Origin of the sequence: Nonomuraea sp. NPDC050153 (assembly GCF_044460125.1) — a bacterium.
Taxonomy (GTDB): domain Bacteria; phylum Actinomycetota; class Actinomycetes; order Streptosporangiales; family Streptosporangiaceae; genus Nonomuraea.
In genome coordinates, this window is record NZ_JBITJQ010000009.1 from 231,100 (window position 1) to 246,416 (window position 15,317).

Annotated in this window: 10 protein-coding genes; 4 read left to right on the plus strand and 6 right to left on the minus strand. The window is 68.1% G+C overall.

Features of this window, described 5'->3' with window-relative positions:
• Positions 1-43 precede the first annotated feature (43 nt).
• From ACIBQ1_RS24025 to ACIBQ1_RS24035, 3 genes are all read left to right on the plus strand, one after another.
• Positions 44-1,174: a hypothetical protein gene (locus tag ACIBQ1_RS24025; RefSeq protein ID WP_397280731.1), complete on the plus strand. Its 1,131-nt coding sequence runs from the start codon at positions 44-46 to the stop codon at positions 1,172-1,174.
• 193 nt (positions 1,175-1,367) lie between these two features.
• Entirely contained in the window at positions 1,368-1,781 is a 414-nt protein-coding gene (locus ACIBQ1_RS24030) for an RNA-binding S4 domain-containing protein (protein ID WP_397280732.1), read from the plus strand.
• A 398-nt stretch (positions 1,782-2,179) separates the two neighbouring features.
• The gene (locus tag ACIBQ1_RS24035; RefSeq protein WP_397280734.1) at positions 2,180-2,932 is read left to right on the plus strand and encodes a DUF4386 domain-containing protein; all 753 of its coding nucleotides are present in this window, start codon (positions 2,180-2,182) and stop codon (positions 2,930-2,932) included.
• A gap of 93 nt (positions 2,933-3,025) precedes the next feature.
• On the opposite strand, the gene ACIBQ1_RS24040 is transcribed toward ACIBQ1_RS24035, so the two are convergent.
• The 3 genes from ACIBQ1_RS24040 to ACIBQ1_RS24050 all read right to left on the minus strand — a co-directional run bounded on the left by ACIBQ1_RS24040 (position 3,026) and on the right by ACIBQ1_RS24050 (position 10,885).
• Positions 3,026-4,027: a hypothetical protein gene (locus ACIBQ1_RS24040; protein ID WP_397280735.1), complete on the minus strand. Its 1,002-nt coding sequence runs from the start codon at positions 4,025-4,027 to the stop codon at positions 3,026-3,028.
• Between the two features lie 316 nt (positions 4,028-4,343).
• Positions 4,344-8,429, minus strand: a complete 4,086-nt coding sequence (locus ACIBQ1_RS24045) for a DddA-like double-stranded DNA deaminase toxin (RefSeq protein ID WP_397280737.1) — start codon at positions 8,427-8,429, stop codon at positions 4,344-4,346.
• Positions 8,430-8,518: 89 nt separating this feature from the next.
• Positions 8,519-10,885 (minus strand): S1 family peptidase, encoded by a 2,367-nt coding sequence (locus ACIBQ1_RS24050; protein ID WP_397280739.1) that lies wholly within the window; start codon positions 10,883-10,885, stop codon positions 8,519-8,521.
• A gap of 301 nt (positions 10,886-11,186) precedes the next feature.
• On the opposite strand from ACIBQ1_RS24050, the gene ACIBQ1_RS24055 reads away from it, so the two are divergent.
• Positions 11,187-12,431 (plus strand): FAD-dependent monooxygenase, encoded by a 1,245-nt coding sequence (locus ACIBQ1_RS24055; protein WP_397280741.1) that lies wholly within the window; start codon positions 11,187-11,189, stop codon positions 12,429-12,431.
• A gap of 139 nt (positions 12,432-12,570) precedes the next feature.
• Here the strand turns inward: ACIBQ1_RS24055 and ACIBQ1_RS24060 are convergent, their stop codons facing one another.
• From ACIBQ1_RS24060 to ACIBQ1_RS24070, 3 genes are all read right to left on the minus strand, one after another.
• The gene (locus tag ACIBQ1_RS24060) at positions 12,571-13,881 is read right to left on the minus strand and encodes a cytochrome P450 (protein ID WP_397280743.1); all 1,311 of its coding nucleotides are present in this window, start codon (positions 13,879-13,881) and stop codon (positions 12,571-12,573) included.
• A complete protein-coding gene (locus ACIBQ1_RS24065; protein ID WP_397280745.1) occupies positions 13,878-14,006 on the minus strand; it encodes a hypothetical protein in 129 nt (42 codons plus the stop codon). Before ACIBQ1_RS24065 ends, ACIBQ1_RS24060 begins: the two co-directional genes overlap by 4 nt.
• A 384-nt stretch (positions 14,007-14,390) precedes the next feature.
• A complete protein-coding gene (locus ACIBQ1_RS24070) occupies positions 14,391-15,230 on the minus strand; it encodes a prephenate dehydratase (RefSeq protein ID WP_397280746.1) in 840 nt (279 codons plus the stop codon).
• Between the last annotated feature and the right edge of the window lie 87 nt (positions 15,231-15,317).

A 15,317-nucleotide genomic window follows, 5' to 3' on the forward strand; every position in this document is an offset into this window, starting at 1 on the left:
AAGCCCGGCAAAAGCACGGGTTCGAAGGAGAAACGGCGCCGTTATGGATGTCATGAAGCAGGCCGGGGCTCTCAAGGAGCGGCTGGTCGCTTTCGCCCTGTCGCCCCGGTTCGCCCGCGAGCTCGACGAAGCCTTCGAACAAAGCCACCCCGGCGGCCTCGGCGAGAACGAGGTGACCGCCAGCATGATCGTCGACCACTTCGCCCTGCAGCACCGGCTGGCCTCCGGAGACACGGTGATCGACCGCTTCCTGCGAGCCCACCCGGACCTGAGCCCGCAGGAACGGTCGATGCTCCTCGGCTGGAGGGACGTGGTCGAAGGCATCTTCGAGGTCCAGGGCAAGGACCGGGACGCCGTGATCCTGGTCAACCTGGTGGACGAGCTGACCTATCGCGCCCGGTCCAATATGGGCAAGTCCGCGTTCCGTCCGGTCAAGAAGGGCATGTTCCTCATCTGCCGCCTGGTGCCGCTCGGCGAGGACTGGCTGGTCAGCGCCAACATCAGCCTCTTCCCCGCCAAGGCCCGCGCCGAGCTCCGCACCCAGGCCGCGGAAGTCGCCCTGCGCAATCCCAAGCTGGTCTTCCGCAATCCGGAAAAGCTCGCCACCGCCCGCCAGCTGCTCGCCGAGCAGCGAGAAGTCTTCATCGAGCTGTACGGCGCCGAATACATCGTGGTCCCGGGAGATCAGGTGATCCCGCGATTCGACGCCTTCATGCGGGCCCTCATGGATGGGGCACAGCCCGGTGGCACCACCCCTCCGCCCAGCCCCAGCTATCCCGACGAGGTGCTGGACGCCGAAACGGTGGCGATCCACTTCGACCCGGAAACAGGCATCAGCCTCTACCTCGACTTCGGACTCCTCCAGGAGCTCTTCGCCAACCCGAGCCTGATCAACCGGCGCCGCTACCGCGAAACCCTGACCTCCTACCTGCGCGGCGACGACATCTCCCCCGCCGCCATCAGGCTCCTGGCCGAACCCGACCCGGACAACGCCGGCGTGGTCTTCCAGAAGCTCCTCAAGAAGAAGGGCTTCTCCTGGCCCGAGCACGGGGAAGCACTGCTGCGCCGGCACAAGACCCGCTACTTCGAGACCCCCCAGCTGCCCACCACCGTTCCGGTCAGCGCCGCTATGACGGAACACCTGCGGACTCTCGATCACCAGACGCCGATCTGATCGATCATGCGGGTTCCCGTGCCGGGTGCGAGAAGTTCCCGTGCGCGGCGGGCACCGAGAGGCGGATCCGGCCCTCCACGGCCGGAGCCTGCCCTCGTTGCCGCTCGGAACGAAAAAGGCAAGTACCTCGTTTCCCAGGTCAGCACCCGCCTCTCGAAAACCTTCGCCCTGGCGCTCTCGGTACAGTGACGGGGTGACAGGCGAGCAGCTGAGTGCGCGGGTGGACAGCTGGATCTGGTCGGTGCGGCTCACCAGGACCCGTTCGATCGCGTCCGACGCCTGCCGGGGCGGTCACGTCCGGGTCAACGGGGTGCGGGTCAAGCCCGCGCACGTCGTCCGGGTCGGCGACGAGGTTCGACTGCGGCACGAGGGGCGCGAACGCATCGTGGTCGTCTCCCGCGTCATCACCAAGCGCGTCGGCGCCGCCGTGGCCGCCGAGTGCTACGTCGACAAGAGCCCTCCTCCCCCTCCGCGCGAGGAGGCCGTGACAGTGGCCGTTCGGGCTCGTGGCGCGGGTCGCCCCACCAAACGCGAACGCCGCGACCTCGACAAGCTGCTCGCACGCCCGGTGATGGAGGAGCGGCGCCGCCAGGCCCGCCCAGAGTGAACGAGCATGCCCGCATCCCACCGGATGCGCGGTTCTCCCGCTCCCACCTCGCCGGCGCTCTTCTCCACCCGCCTTCCGGCCGTCAGGAACACCGCCGCCGAACTGATGCCGCCTTATTGGAGCGTTCGAGGCCCGGGTAGGCCAGGTTTCAACGCCGGAGAAGTACTGAGCCCAGCCTCGTCACGCCCGCCACGCAAAAGGCGACTGCAGGCGACGGCGTAGCCCAGCCGGTCGCCTTGCTCGCAATACTTCGGGGCTCTCGCCCTCGCACCCGTTTCAACCTGGGCATCTTCCACGCTCATGTGCTCCGCCCCACCTGACACAGCACCTGCCCACCTTGCGACCTTACGCATGTAAGGGGTAGTGTCGGCGCATCAGCCTTACGGGTGTAAGAGGACGTGTGGCCAGCCCTCGCCGACATATACGGGAGAAGTGTTATCAATACAAACAGGCGCGCAACCACATTCGCGGGCGCACTGATCATCGTGGGCATGATCGCCGGCGTGCTGAGCGTTGTTCCCGCTGTCGAGGAGCCGAGCCATCTCGCTGTCATTTCTGCACATGAGGGCCAGGTCTCGGTCGGCGCATTTTCTCAGTTCATCATGATCCCCGCCTACGTCGGGTTCGCACTGTACCTGTATCCAACATTGAGGATGGAGAATGAAGCGCTGAGCCTGGGTTTCCTCGGATTCAGGCTGATCGCAGCGACGTTCCACTTCATAGGCGTGATTCTCTTGCCGTTGTTTCTGGTGCTGGGTCAGGAATTTGCCCAGGCCGGCGCCTCAGACGCATCCCACCTGGAGGCCGTGGGCGAGTTGCTGCGGACGGCGCGCGACCTGGTCAACCATGTCGCATTAATCATCTCGCTGAGCCTCGGAGATCTCCTGTTCTTCTATATTCTGTATCGGTCGAGATTAGTCCCTCGCTGGTTGTCCGCGTGGGGGCTTATCGGAGCCGGGTTGGCCATGTCGGCGAGTTTCTCGGTGCTGTTTCGCCTGACCGATGTCGTCGCGCTGCCCTACCTGGCCATAAATGCACCGCTCGCCCTGCAGAGCTTGGTCCTGGCCATCTGGCTGATCACAAAGGGCTTCGATACGAAGACATCGGCTACGGGCCACCGGCACGAAGGTCCGCCCGCCACTTCGGCCTGACCGACCGCGGCCGATCGCGGCTGCGCGGCGACGCGACGTACGCCAGGCCGGCTGGTCACGTGGCGGCCAGGACCGGAGCGTACGTCGGATCGGTTAGTCACGTGCCGCTGCCAGGTCTCTGTCAGGGCGTACGCCGGGCTGGTCGGTCCCGTGCCGGCGCCGGGCGGCCGCCAGGACCGCGGTGGCGGACAGGATGGTGAGGGCTGCCAGGAGGGCGGCGGCGGTCAGGGTCTGGGCGTCGGGGTGGATCAAGGGTTGGCCGCGTAGCGCCTGCCAGGTGACGAGGGCAACCAGGCCGGTGTAGCCCGCGGCGGCCACGCCGATCAGGCGGGCGCGGGTGCGGTCGTCGCGCAGCACCGGGTGGCGGGCCGCCAGCGCGGCCAGCAGCAGGGCGGCCAGCAACATGGCCTGCAGGCCGTGCAGGCCGACGAAATGGGGGATGCGCAGGTCGCCGCCCGTTGTGCTCCATTGGGTGATCGGCAGGCCCGGGCCGCCGTCGGGGACGCCCACGCTGTGGCCGCTCTGCAGCGACACCGTCTCGCCGCTCGTGGTCAGCGCGGTCTGCGCCTTGGCCTGGAAGGGGATGAGGAAGCCGAGGAACATGCCGAGGACGGCCAGGGCCAGGCCGGTGTGCATGGCCCGGTTCATCGCCCGGTCACCGCCCACCCGCTGGCAGGTCAGGACGATCGCGATGGCGAGGTTGGCCAGCAGGATGCCCATCACGCCGTTGCCGAAGATGACCTGGATGGTCTCCTCGATCGGCGCGGTGGACTCGTTGAAGTGGCTGAAGGTGCCGCGGGCGGCCTGGATCGCGACGATGCCGACGTCAACGAACAGGGCGACGGCGAAGACGGCGGCCAGGGCGGAGGTCCACTTCCTGCCCCGGTGCGGCAGGGACAACATCCAGGCCAGCGTGGAAGCGTAGATCGCGACCGACACCGCGAACTTGAACGGCTTGAGCCAGACGGGAGCGCCGAGCAGCACCCGGTCGTCGAACACGAGCCCGGCCGCCGAGACGACCACCAGCACCAACATCGAGGCGACCAGCAGCATCAGCGGGCGATGCCACCGCAGCACACCTGAGACAGCGGACACGGGGACCTCCTGGAGGGGGCGACTGGATCTCCGTCCAGGCTCCCCGCCGGCCGCCGCAGCCACATTGCCGCGCACACCCCAGTCGGGGGGAGGGCCAGCCCTACCGTCATCCGCCGGTGGTTCGAGGCCCTACAAGGGACGCCCCCGCTGTACCACGAGTCCGGGCGGCCGAATCAGGCGCTCGACAGCCACCGCGGGGCCCTCGCGCCGGCCTCGGCCGGCGCGAGGGCCCCGCGGAGAACACTGGCCGACGAGGACGGCGTAGATCCCAGGTCGGCCAGTTCGTCACGGAACCATCCGTATGCGCCCGGCGGGCTCAGTCCAGCCAGCGGCCGACGCCACGCACGGTGACTTCCAACAGTTCCGCCGGATTGTCCGGGTCGGGGTAGTAGATGATCATGGTCGTGCCGGCCGGGAGCAGCAGTTTGATGGCCTGGACGCATCCTGCCACGGCCTGTCGCTGCTGATCAGGTCCGGTGCCGGCGATCGGCACCGCGTCGCAGACGCCGCCGCGGTTGTTCATGACGAGCCGTAGCGTGTTGTCGCGTAGCGCCACTTCCCGCGTGGCGACGCGGTAGGCGAGCTGCGTCTCGAGGTGCCAGGCCGGGGGCGCCATGGGCAGGCCGAACTGCTGCGTGTACAGCAGGCTGAGACGTTGTTCGAGGGCCGCGAGGTCGTCGTGCAGACCGCTCTCGACGGTGTAGTTCGCCCACTTCTCCAGATCGGTGACCGGTGGCAGAGTCGCGATCGGCAGGCCGTTCGCATCGAGCACCCGTCCGGACGCGTCCACGATGTAGCCCTGGTTGTTGAGCCGTTTGATGGTCTCGCTCACGTCCTTGAGCTGCTGCGCCGCGTCCTCGAACGGGCAGCTCCCGCCTTCCTGGATGCATCCGATCGGAACGGTGCGCAGGATCGACGTTGCCAGCTCGGTCTCGCGGGTCGCCCAGAGGATGGATAGATCAGATTGGCGCTCGAGCAGGTACATCGTTCCCCAGATCGAGTTGTACTCGCCGAATCGAAGTTCCTCCGGGACGTGCGACGCCACGAAGGTCCCCCTCCACTGGGACGCGTACTCGTCCCAGTCGGGATCTTCGGACAGTTCCAGGGCTCCAGTGATGCAGTCCGTGAACGACTGCGCCGCATCCGCGACACCGCCCTTGAGGGCGTTCTTGCAATCGCCGACCAAGCCGTACTGGGAGGCGGCGTTGATCAGGTCCATGCCGGTCAGGGCTATGTACTCTTCGGCGAGGCGTTGAGCGTCGGTCTCCCGGTTACCGATTTCCCTTGCCGCGAAGGAGAATATCGGGCTCAGGACGATGGACATACAGGCGTCCCGGGCTTTGCCGACGAACTGCCTCTTGCAGTGCTCGACGTTGTCCTTGGCGAAGCCGTCCGGATCGTGGAGCGGCCCCTTGGGGTCGTTCAGGATCTCTTCAGCGCGTGCGTCGCAGTCGTGGTATCCAGGATTGCCGAGTTCGGGTGCATTCTCGCAGTGCTCTTTCAATTCCCGCTTGAGCTCGCGCAAATTTCCCTCGGCCTCCAGCCGATAGGTCTCGAACACTTCCGCGGCGATGCGAGCCGCCTCGGACGCGCTCTCGCCGGCCTCGATTTGCGCGGCGTACGCGGTGTCATAGGCGGCGTAGGCGCCGGCCGCGTCCTTTGCCGCCGAGACGGCCGAGGCGCGGGCCCAGCGGGCCGAGAGGGACGCCGACCTGGCCGACTGCTGGGCCTGCTTGGTCGCTGCGGCGGCGGTGCGGACGGCCGCTGCTGCCCGTTCCGCGGACGCGGCGGCGTCGCGGGCGTGGGCGACGGCATCGGTCGCGAACTTCTTGGCCTCCTCGGCCGCCTTGCCGGCGTCGTTCGCGTAACCGATGGCCTCCTCCGCCGCACCGCGGGCCTCCGCCGCCGCAGCCTGCGCGGTGCGCGCGAAGTCGACGGCCTGCTGCGCGATCTGCGAGGTCTCGATCATCAGGGAACTGGCGATGTAGTTGTGCGTCGCGGTCGCGTAGTCGCGCTGGGCCGCACGGTGCCGCTCCACCTCCAGGAATTCGACCTGCATCGCCGTCGTGCCGGCCAGCGCGATCTGGGCGCCGTTGCGCACCTCGGTCCCGTGGGAGTCGTCCCCGGCGATCGCGCCGACCTTCGCCCGGACGTCGATCGCGTAAGCGGTGTTGTGCTCCTTGTCGAGGAACTTCTTGAGGGCGTCCGGGTCGTCCGAACGCAGGGCGACGTTCGCCGCCTCCTCGGTGTGGGTGTGGCCGGTGCTGCGGGCGTCAGAAAGGATGCCGTTGACCTCCTCCCGGTCCTCGGCGGCTCGCTCGGCGTAGTCCGGGTCCTTGAGGAACTCGATGACGTCGGACCATCCGCTGTCGAGAGCGTCCTGAGCGGCCGCTCTCATGGCCGCGCTGCCGGTGATCATGAGGCCGGTCAGCGTCGTGCGGTCGTCCTGCTCTTCGGCGGTCGCGAGTCCGCTCTTGACGAACCCGATGACAAGGAGGTCATCGTCCTCGCCGAGAGCCTGCATGGCCGCCGAACTGGTCCACGTGCCGGGCACGGTCGCGAAGTAGCGGGCCACCTCCCGCGCCTTGAGGGCCGCCGATGCGGCCTCGGTCTCCGGCGCGTTGGCGACCTCGGCGATCAGCGCGTCGATCTGCGGGGTGTGGTACTGGCCCATTGGCACATCGAAGCCGCGAGCCTCCCCCAATCGGGCCTCGGCGGCTTTCTGGCTGATGTACCGGGCGAAGGACAGCTCAAGTTCCAGCTCCTTCTGGAGTCGTTCGGCGTCCGCCTTACGCGCCGCTGTGTAAACGATCTGGGCCGTCTCAGCCGCCTGCAACGCGTCCTCCGCCGCGCGGTAGGCGTTGTTCGCGTGCTGCGTCGCCAGCTCGGCCGCGTTGACGGCGCTGCCCGCATGCTGGGCCGCGCTCGCCGCGGCGCTCGCCGACTGCTCCGCGTAGGTCACGGCGCGCGTCGCCGCGTCGCGCGCCTTTCCGGCCGCGTCCTTGGCGATGTCGGCCTGACGTACCGTCTCCTCGGTGGCGCGCCTCGCCTGGTCCGCGCTCGCTTTCGCCCGCGCGGCCGCTGCGAACGCGTTTCGGGCCTCGGCGCTGGCCTGCCCCGCATAACGCCCGGCGGCCTCGGCCGCGCGTCCGGCGGCCTCGGTGTTCGCCCTGGCCGAATCGGCGGCGGCGACAGCGGCGCGCGCCTGCTCGGTCACGATGATGATCTGATTGATGGGCGAGATCAACGCGGTGATCTCCGGACCGATCCGCTGCATGTCCCGGTTGTACTTCTCCGCTCTGGCAGCGGCTGCCGCGTCCAGCTCTGCCGCCGTCGCGGCCGCCCACGCCTCGTCCGACTTCGTGTGCGCCCGCGCCGCCGCGGTCGCCGCGCGTGCGGCGGCCCCTGAGGCTGCGCGCGCGGCCGTCGCCGCTGTCCGCGCGGCCTGTACGGCGACCCGGGACGCGGCCGCGGCGCGGTCGGCGGCCTCAGCAGCGCGTTGGGCCTGACGCTTGGCCTCCGCCGACTCCTGCCCGGCCAGCGAGGCGAGGCGTTGCGCCTCTTCCGCGTCGCTCTTGGCCGCCGCGGCCTCGGCTTTCGCACGGTCGGCCTGCGCGACCGCGGAGATCGTCTCGAACGCCGCGCGGCGGGTCGCCTCGGTGGCGCTCGCCCGAAGATCGTTCAAGGTCTGGTTCTCGTTGTCCCGGGCCTGGGCCACACCCCAGTCGATCTGGGCGAAACGCTCCAGCATCTCCTGGCTGCCGTCCTGGAGTGCCCGGTTCGCCGCGGCCTGCACCTGCGGGCCCCCTTCGGACATCGCCCGGTTGACGACCGCGCGCAGGTCGATCCGGTACGGCACCCGCCAGCCAGAGTCGATGAACTGCCCCAAGGCTTCGCGCGACCCGTTGCGCAGCACCGCGTTCGCGGCAGCCTTGACCTCCGGTCCGCCGGCCGCCCTCATCTTGTTCACGCTGGCGCGCAGGTCGATCTCCCGGGCGGTCTCCCAGCCACCGTCGAGAAACCTCGCCACGGCGCCGGGGTCGTCCGAGAGCAGGGCGGTATTGGCAGCGGCGGCCACCTCAGGCTCGCCCTGGGACTTGATGCGGCCGACCTGCTCACGATCGTCCTGCGCCACGAGCCGGGGAAGCTCGGCGAGCAGGGCACAGACCGCCGCTCTGTCCCCGAGCAGAGCCCTCTCGGCGGCCGGACGGACGTTCACGCCGCCCGTCACCCAGGCTTCCAGAGCCACCTGACGTTCGCATACCGGCGCCTGAGGTGGATCCGCCCCCGCCGCCCGTGCTTCACCGATGGGGCTGCCCACAAGAAGCAACGAGAGCACGACGCCGATAACACCTGCCGCCTGCCACAGAGCCCTGTCGCGTAACGCGCGAATCGCATTCATCGCAGTCACTCCACCATTTCGGTCGATACTTCCCATGGAATGGGCGGAACGGCCGGCCAGATGTCATCTGCCGGCCGGCCGTCCCGTCCTCAGTTGACGACCCGCAGTTCCAGGAGGGTCTCTCTGCAGTTGTCGGGATAATCCGGGTGACTCTCGTCACATGTGGTATCTGTACGTCCGAACTGCTCGCTCTCGTCCCGCTCGACGCGCTTGGTCCGCTCCGCGCCGGACGTCACGTTCACAACTGTCGCGTCCACGTCGTGGCCGGCCCCCGGTGAACGGCTGTCTCCCTGGACCTCGTAGACGTTCGGGATGCGAAGCTTCACGTATCCCGTGGGTCCGAGGACCTTGAAGCACACCGCTGTCACACCGAGGTGCGGCTCGCCGACCTCGGTTTGGCCGTTCAGCAGGCCCGGGAACACTTTGATCACGCCGACCCCGTTCTCCGGGGACGCGGTGCACGAGACCCAGATGATCCCGCCGTTCCCGGAGAGCAGCTCGAAGTTCTTCTCCTCGGCCTTTTCCGTGCCCCAGTCAGTCTGACCGGAGGTGCCCGCGAACTCGTGCCGGAAGTGCGCGGGGTAGACGAATCTCTCCACAATGGAGTCCGGGCCGATGACGGGCGACACGGTGACCGGAACCACTCGTACAGGCGGGAACGCTCGTCCCACGAAATAGGTGATCTGGTCGCCTGGCCGGTAGAGGAACAGTTGGCTCTGCCCGCCTGTACTCCTGTAGTCGAAGGCGATGATGCGGTCCTTCGCCAACGCCAGGTCATAACCACCGATACCGGTCGAACTGTGGAACACCGCCGTGAACGAATTGCCCGCGCCGTGTTGCAGAATCCAGGCCGTCTTTCCGCCCGGACGGTAAAGCAGCAGATGATCCAGCTTCCCCGAATGCTCGTAGTCGAAGGCGATGATCTGATCCGCCGTGCTCTTGAGGTCATAACCGCCGATGCCGGCCGCGCTGTTGAAGACGGCACTGAACGTGTTGCCCGCGCCATGCTCGAGAACCCAGGCCGTCTGCCCGCCCGGACGGTAGAGCACCAGATGATCCGGCTTACCCGAACTCGCGTAATCGAAGGCGATGATGCGGTCCCCGGCGTCTTTCAGGTTGTAGCCACCGATCCCACCATCGGCCGTGGCGAAGACCGGCGTGAACGTGGCACCACCGTTGTGCCGGAGAATGTGGGCCATCCCGGTCCCCGGCCGGTAGAGGAGCAGATGATCCAGTTTCCCCGAGTGCTCGTAGTCGAAGGCGATGATCTGGTCATCGGCGCTGGTCAGGTCATAACCGCCGATGCCGGCCGAGCTGTGGAACACGGCACTGAACGTGTTGCCCGCGCCATGCTGGAGAACCCAGGCCGTCTGCCCGCCCGGACGGTAGAGCAGTAGATGATCCCGCTTACCCGAACCCGTGTAATCGAAGGCGATGATGCGGTCCCGGTTGTCTTTCAGGTCATAGCCACCGATGCCAGAGGTGGAGGAATAGACCGGAGCGTAGGTGCCGTCCGCGTTCCGCTTGACGATGAAGATGATCTGCGAGCCCGGACGGTAGAGCACCAGATGATCCATCTTGCCCGAATGCTCGTAGTCGAACGCCACGACCTGATCACGGTCGTCCTTCAGGTCATAACCACCGATCCCGCTCAGACTGGATCCGTACTGGGTGAAGGACGTGGTGGGCTCGATCGCGACCGTACGGACCCAGTTCGCCAGGTCGTCCACCCGCACCGCGTCGCCGCCGCGCGCCCCGTCCTCGGCCGCACCGAGGCAGCCCCCCTGGCCCGCGCCGGAGCTGAGCCCGACGAGCTCCGCGCGGCCCCCGCTCGTACGCAGCACCGGCGCGCCCGCGTCCCCCTGACAGGCGCTCACGTCACTGCCGTTCGCTCCGGTCCAGCCGAACGAGCCGGCGGCCACGGCCCCCGCCACGACCGGCGCGGCATGCACCCGGTTGGGCGCCCACTGCTCAGCCGTTCGTCCATAGCCCACGACCTGCAGCGCGTCCCCTGCGGCAGGAACGGCGGAGCCGACCACGGCAGGCGTGATGCCGACTGCCCGCAGCGCCAGCTTGACCAGCACGACGTCCCGGTCGCGGTGCGGGTGGATCCATTCCACGGGCAGCACCCGCCCGCTCGTACCGGACAGATCCGTCCTGCCGACCGTCACCGTCGTCGCCGTCGTCGGCGCTCCGCTCGTGACGGACTGCCCTTGGGAGGCGAAGCAACTGGTGGCGGTGATCACCCATTGCGGGCTGACCAAGGCTCCAGTGCATCCGTGCGTCTCACCGACGCTCACCTTCGCCACGAACCCCCATGTGCCGTCGGCGACCGGACTCCCGCCCCTCACCGCATGGGCCGGCGTCGCCCCTGCCCAGAGCACGACCGAGGAGACAGCCATCGATAACGAGAGGGCTGTGATGTGTAAAAACCGGATCATTCGCTGGAGGTTCACGGCACGATTGTGAGTGTCGGGCCTTGGACGAACCAGGGCATCTACCGGACATAAGACGGCCATTTGCTCAGCAGAGCTCCGAGCGATCACAGCCCCAACGGCCTCGGGCCTGTCTCTCGACGCGGCCACCGACGCACCGACAGGCCGCGACCGACAGAGGCGCGGGCCGTGCGGACGGTCGCCTTCGGACGAGCCTCCCCGCATACCCTGGCCGCCTGCGAGAAGACCAGGCTCCATTGCCCCTTACCGACTGTCCGTTATAACCCAATGTGGTCGACTGGTTCGGTATGGTGATCGCATCATGATCAGGAGGGGAGTCATCATGAAGGACCCCGCCGCGTGTGGCCGCGCGCTGGTAGTCGGGCTCGGGATCGCGGGCATCGCCACCGCGGTGCGGTTACGGCAGGTGGGCTGGGAGCCGGTGCTGGTTGAGCGGGCGGCCGCGCGCCGCTCAAGCGGATACTTCATTGTGCTGTTCGGCACCGGCATCGCCTCCGCGCGGCGACTGGGCGTGCTGGAGGCGATCGGCGACCGCACCCATCCGCAGCTCGCCGTCTACGAGGTGAACCGGGCTGGGCGCCGCGCTCCCGGCATGGCTCCTGGCGATCTCCCCAACCTGGTCACCAAACCCCGGCAGTTGCTGCGTGGCGACATAGAACAGGGACTGTTCTCCGCCTTACCGGCCGACGTGGAGATCCGCTACTCCACCGTGCCCACCCGCATCACCCAGGACGACTCCGCGGCAGAGGTCACCCTGCACGACCTCGCCTCAGGGGCCACCGTCACCGAGCGCTTCGACTTGGTAGTAGGCGCCGACGGGATGCGCTCAACCGTGCGCAAGCTGGCCTTCGGCAGCGAGGACTACCTGCATGCGTTGAACTACATGATCGGCGTCACCGCGCTGGATGCGCCGATCGAGGGCTTCGGCCTGCATGAGGGCCTGGCCCTCGCCGAGCCTGGACGCTCAGCATGGACCTTCCCTTTCCACCGCCACGCCCCGAGCCTGCTGTTCTCCTATCGCACCGACGACGTCAACGCCGAGTTCTCGCGTCCGGCGATCGAGTCCATCCGCGCCGCCTTCGGCCCGCAGCCCGCCGGCCCTCTGCTGGAGAACTTGTTCACCCGGTTCGAGCAGGCCCCCCAGTACCTGTTCGACTCTGTGCACCAGGTCAAGATGCCGCGCTGGCAGCATGGCCGGGTCGTCCTTGTCGGCGATGCCGCCTGGTGCGTGACCTTGTACGCGGGCATGGGAGCCTCCAATGCCATCGCCGGAGGCGAACTGCTGGGCACCATGCTGCTGCGCCACCCCGGAGACCTTTCCGGCGCGCTGCGGGAGTGGGAGGCCCGGATGCGGCCGTTCATCCACGCGGAGCAGAACAACGCACTGGTCATGCGTACGCTCTTCACCCCGCACGACCGCAAGGAGCAGATCATGCGCACCGTGATGCTCCGCCTCATGCAGGCGCCGGTGATCGGGTCGGCCATGGGCCGGATCATGCCCGGCCCAGACATGAAGAACAAAGAGCTCGACGTCGCCGCCGTGTGACCGTCCCGAGCACGAATGTGCATCACCGCCGGCCCCGCCACCCAGCCCCGCTGCTGATCCGCGCGGGGCTGAAGCTCCCGCTGATGCACCGCCGCCCCCATGTGCGGCCGACCCTGGGCCGGCACGCCTCCCACGAGCTCTATGAAGACCAGGGGCCCGAGGTCGCGTAGCCGGCCGGCCCCGCCGGGGAGGTCGGCGCCGACGGGGAGTGCGCCGCCCAAGGCGAATCTCCTGGCTGATCCGGGCGGATGGGGGTGAAGCGCACCGGCAGCCGCTCCAGCGATCGGTGGAACGGGCCGGGCCGCCAGGGCAGTTCCTCCCGCGGCACGGTGAGTTCGAGGTCACACAGGTGAGAGGTCAGGCGCTCGATCGCCGTCATGGCGATGAGCACGGCCGGGTCACTGGCCGGGCAGCGGTGCGGCCCGGCACCGAAGCCGAGATACGCGCCGCCGTCGGAGCGCATCTCCTCCGGTATGCCGGTGGGCTCGGTGTTGGCCGCGGCGTAGGAGACGAGGACCAGCTCGGCCGGCTGGATCCAGGTGCCGTGGAAGTGCACGGGCTGGCGTACGAAGTACGGGCCGAAGTTGGCTATGGCGGGTTCGGCGCGCAGGGCTTCCATCAGGGCGTCGTACGTGCTGAGCGCGCCGTTGGTGAGGGAGCTGTAGTAGCGGTCGTCGCTGACCATCCGGGAGATCGTGTTGGAGATCAGGTTGGCCATGGGGTCGAAGCTGGCGGCCACCACGAGCACGATCGCCTGCGTCAGCTCTTCGTTCTGCAGACCGGCCGGATGGTCGATGATCCAGGACGTGAGGTCGTCGCCCCGCTGGGCGTACTTGGCCTGGACCAGCTCATTCATGTAGCGGCTGAACGCGTCGCTGCCCCGCGCGCCCGCCTCGCCGGTCGCCTCCATCATGGCCGACAGAGCCTCGCTCAATTCGACGCTGTCGGAGTCCGGCCGCCCGAAGAGCAGGTTGAAGACGCGCACCGGGATGGGCCGGGCGAAATCGGTGGCCAGGTCGGCCTCGCCCTTCGCGGCGAACCGGGCGATGAGAGAGTCGGAAACCTCGGTCACCATCCGGCGCAGCTTGTGCGGCTGGACCAGCTGGAAGCAGTCGGAGATCACCTTCCGGTAGCGGGCGTGCTCGGCCCCGTCGGTGAACAGCGCGGTGGGCCGGTAACCAAGCATGGCGAGCGCGCCCGCGACCTCCGGGGTGTCAGGGAGCCGCGCCTGCCAGGCGCTGGGGTTCTTGCTCCACAGGCCGCCGACGTTGGTGAGCACCTCCAGAGCGGCCCCGTATCCGATCACCAGGTGGGCGTTGATGCCGGGGGCGATCTCCACGGGCGCGACAGCGCCGTGCCGCCGGCGTAGGTCCGCATAGACGGCCTGCGGGTCCCTGGCATACTGCGATCCGTACAGGCGGCCGGCGTCGGGCATGTAGCGCATGGTCATGACAGCACCAGCTCTCGGATGTGCTCCACCAGCGCGATCAGCGAGGCGCGGGCGGAGGCGGGGTCGCCGGCACGGCTGCGAACCTGGTGCGGAACTGCCTGAGGCATCGCGGGGCCAAGCGACATGGGCATCCTTGGTTCGGTGGAACGATGGCCAATTCGGACAACCAGTATTCCCGTTAAGTCACCATAGTCAACTGTGAGTAAGAGCGCCTCCGTGTTCGGATATGCATCGATGGATTTGCGATGATCGTGCAAATATGACCATTGTCAGGGATCTGCGCCTGCCGATGATTACATCCGGCCAGGTCATGGCCATATGAGGGCTTCGCGCGGCGTGCGCGAGCCCCGCGCCGCCAGGAGCGGTTGACCCGGTGCAGCTGTGGGCGCGGCCGGCTGGATCGCCTCGCGAGCCCCATGATGAGGCGGCCTTCGGGTGGGCGGCGGACCCCGCGACGAAGGGATGTGTCGCCCGCCCTCGATGAGCCGCGTGCCTCGGCCGCTCGAGGCTCAGTCGGCGCGGAACGGATCGGCCGGGTAAACCCCGAGGATCTTCACGTCCGTGGTGAAGAACGCCAACTCCTCCAGCGCGTTCTTCAAGCCGGGATCCTCGGGGTGCCCGTCGACTTCGGCGAGGAACTGAGTGGCCGCGAAATGGCCGCCGACCATGTAGCTCTCCAGCTTGGTCATGTTGATGCCGTTGGTCGCGAACCCGCCGAGCGCTTTGTAGAGCGCGGCCGGCAGGTTGCGGACGTTGAAGACGAACGAGGTGACCACCGGGCCCTCCCCGCGCGGTGCCTGCAGGAAGTCCGGGCTGAGTACCACGAAGCGGGTGGTGTTGTGCTCCTCGTCCTCGACGTCGCGGGCGAGGATGTGCAGGCCGTAGATCTCCGCCGCGAGCGGCGGCGCAATCGCCGCCTGGGTCAGGTCGTCCGCCTCGGCCACCTCACGCGCGGCGCCGGCGGTGTCACCGGCGATCACCGGCACCAGGTCGTGCTCGCGGATGATCCGGCGGCACTGGCCGAGGGCGTGCACGTGGCTGTGCACGGTCTTGATCGTGTCCAGGGTCGCGCCCGGCGGCGCCATCAGGTTGAACTGGATGCGCAGGAAGTGCTCGCCGATGATGTACAGGTCCGAGGTCGGCAGGAAGTGGTGGATGTCGGCGACCCGGCCGGCGATCGAGTTGTCGATCGGGATCATCGCCAGCTCGGCCTCGCCGTTCTCCACCACCGCGAACACGTCCTCGAAAGACGCGCACGGCACCGTATGCCAGTCGGGGTAGTGGTGTTTGCACACCATGTGGGAGTTGGAGCCGGGCTCGCCCTGGTAGGCGATACGTCGTGCGGTCACCCCAGCAGTTTCCCACGCAGCCGGGCGCGGCTGCCCGGAGGCGTCCGCCAGGTTGCCTCCGCAACCCAGCCAAGATCGGCATCCTCA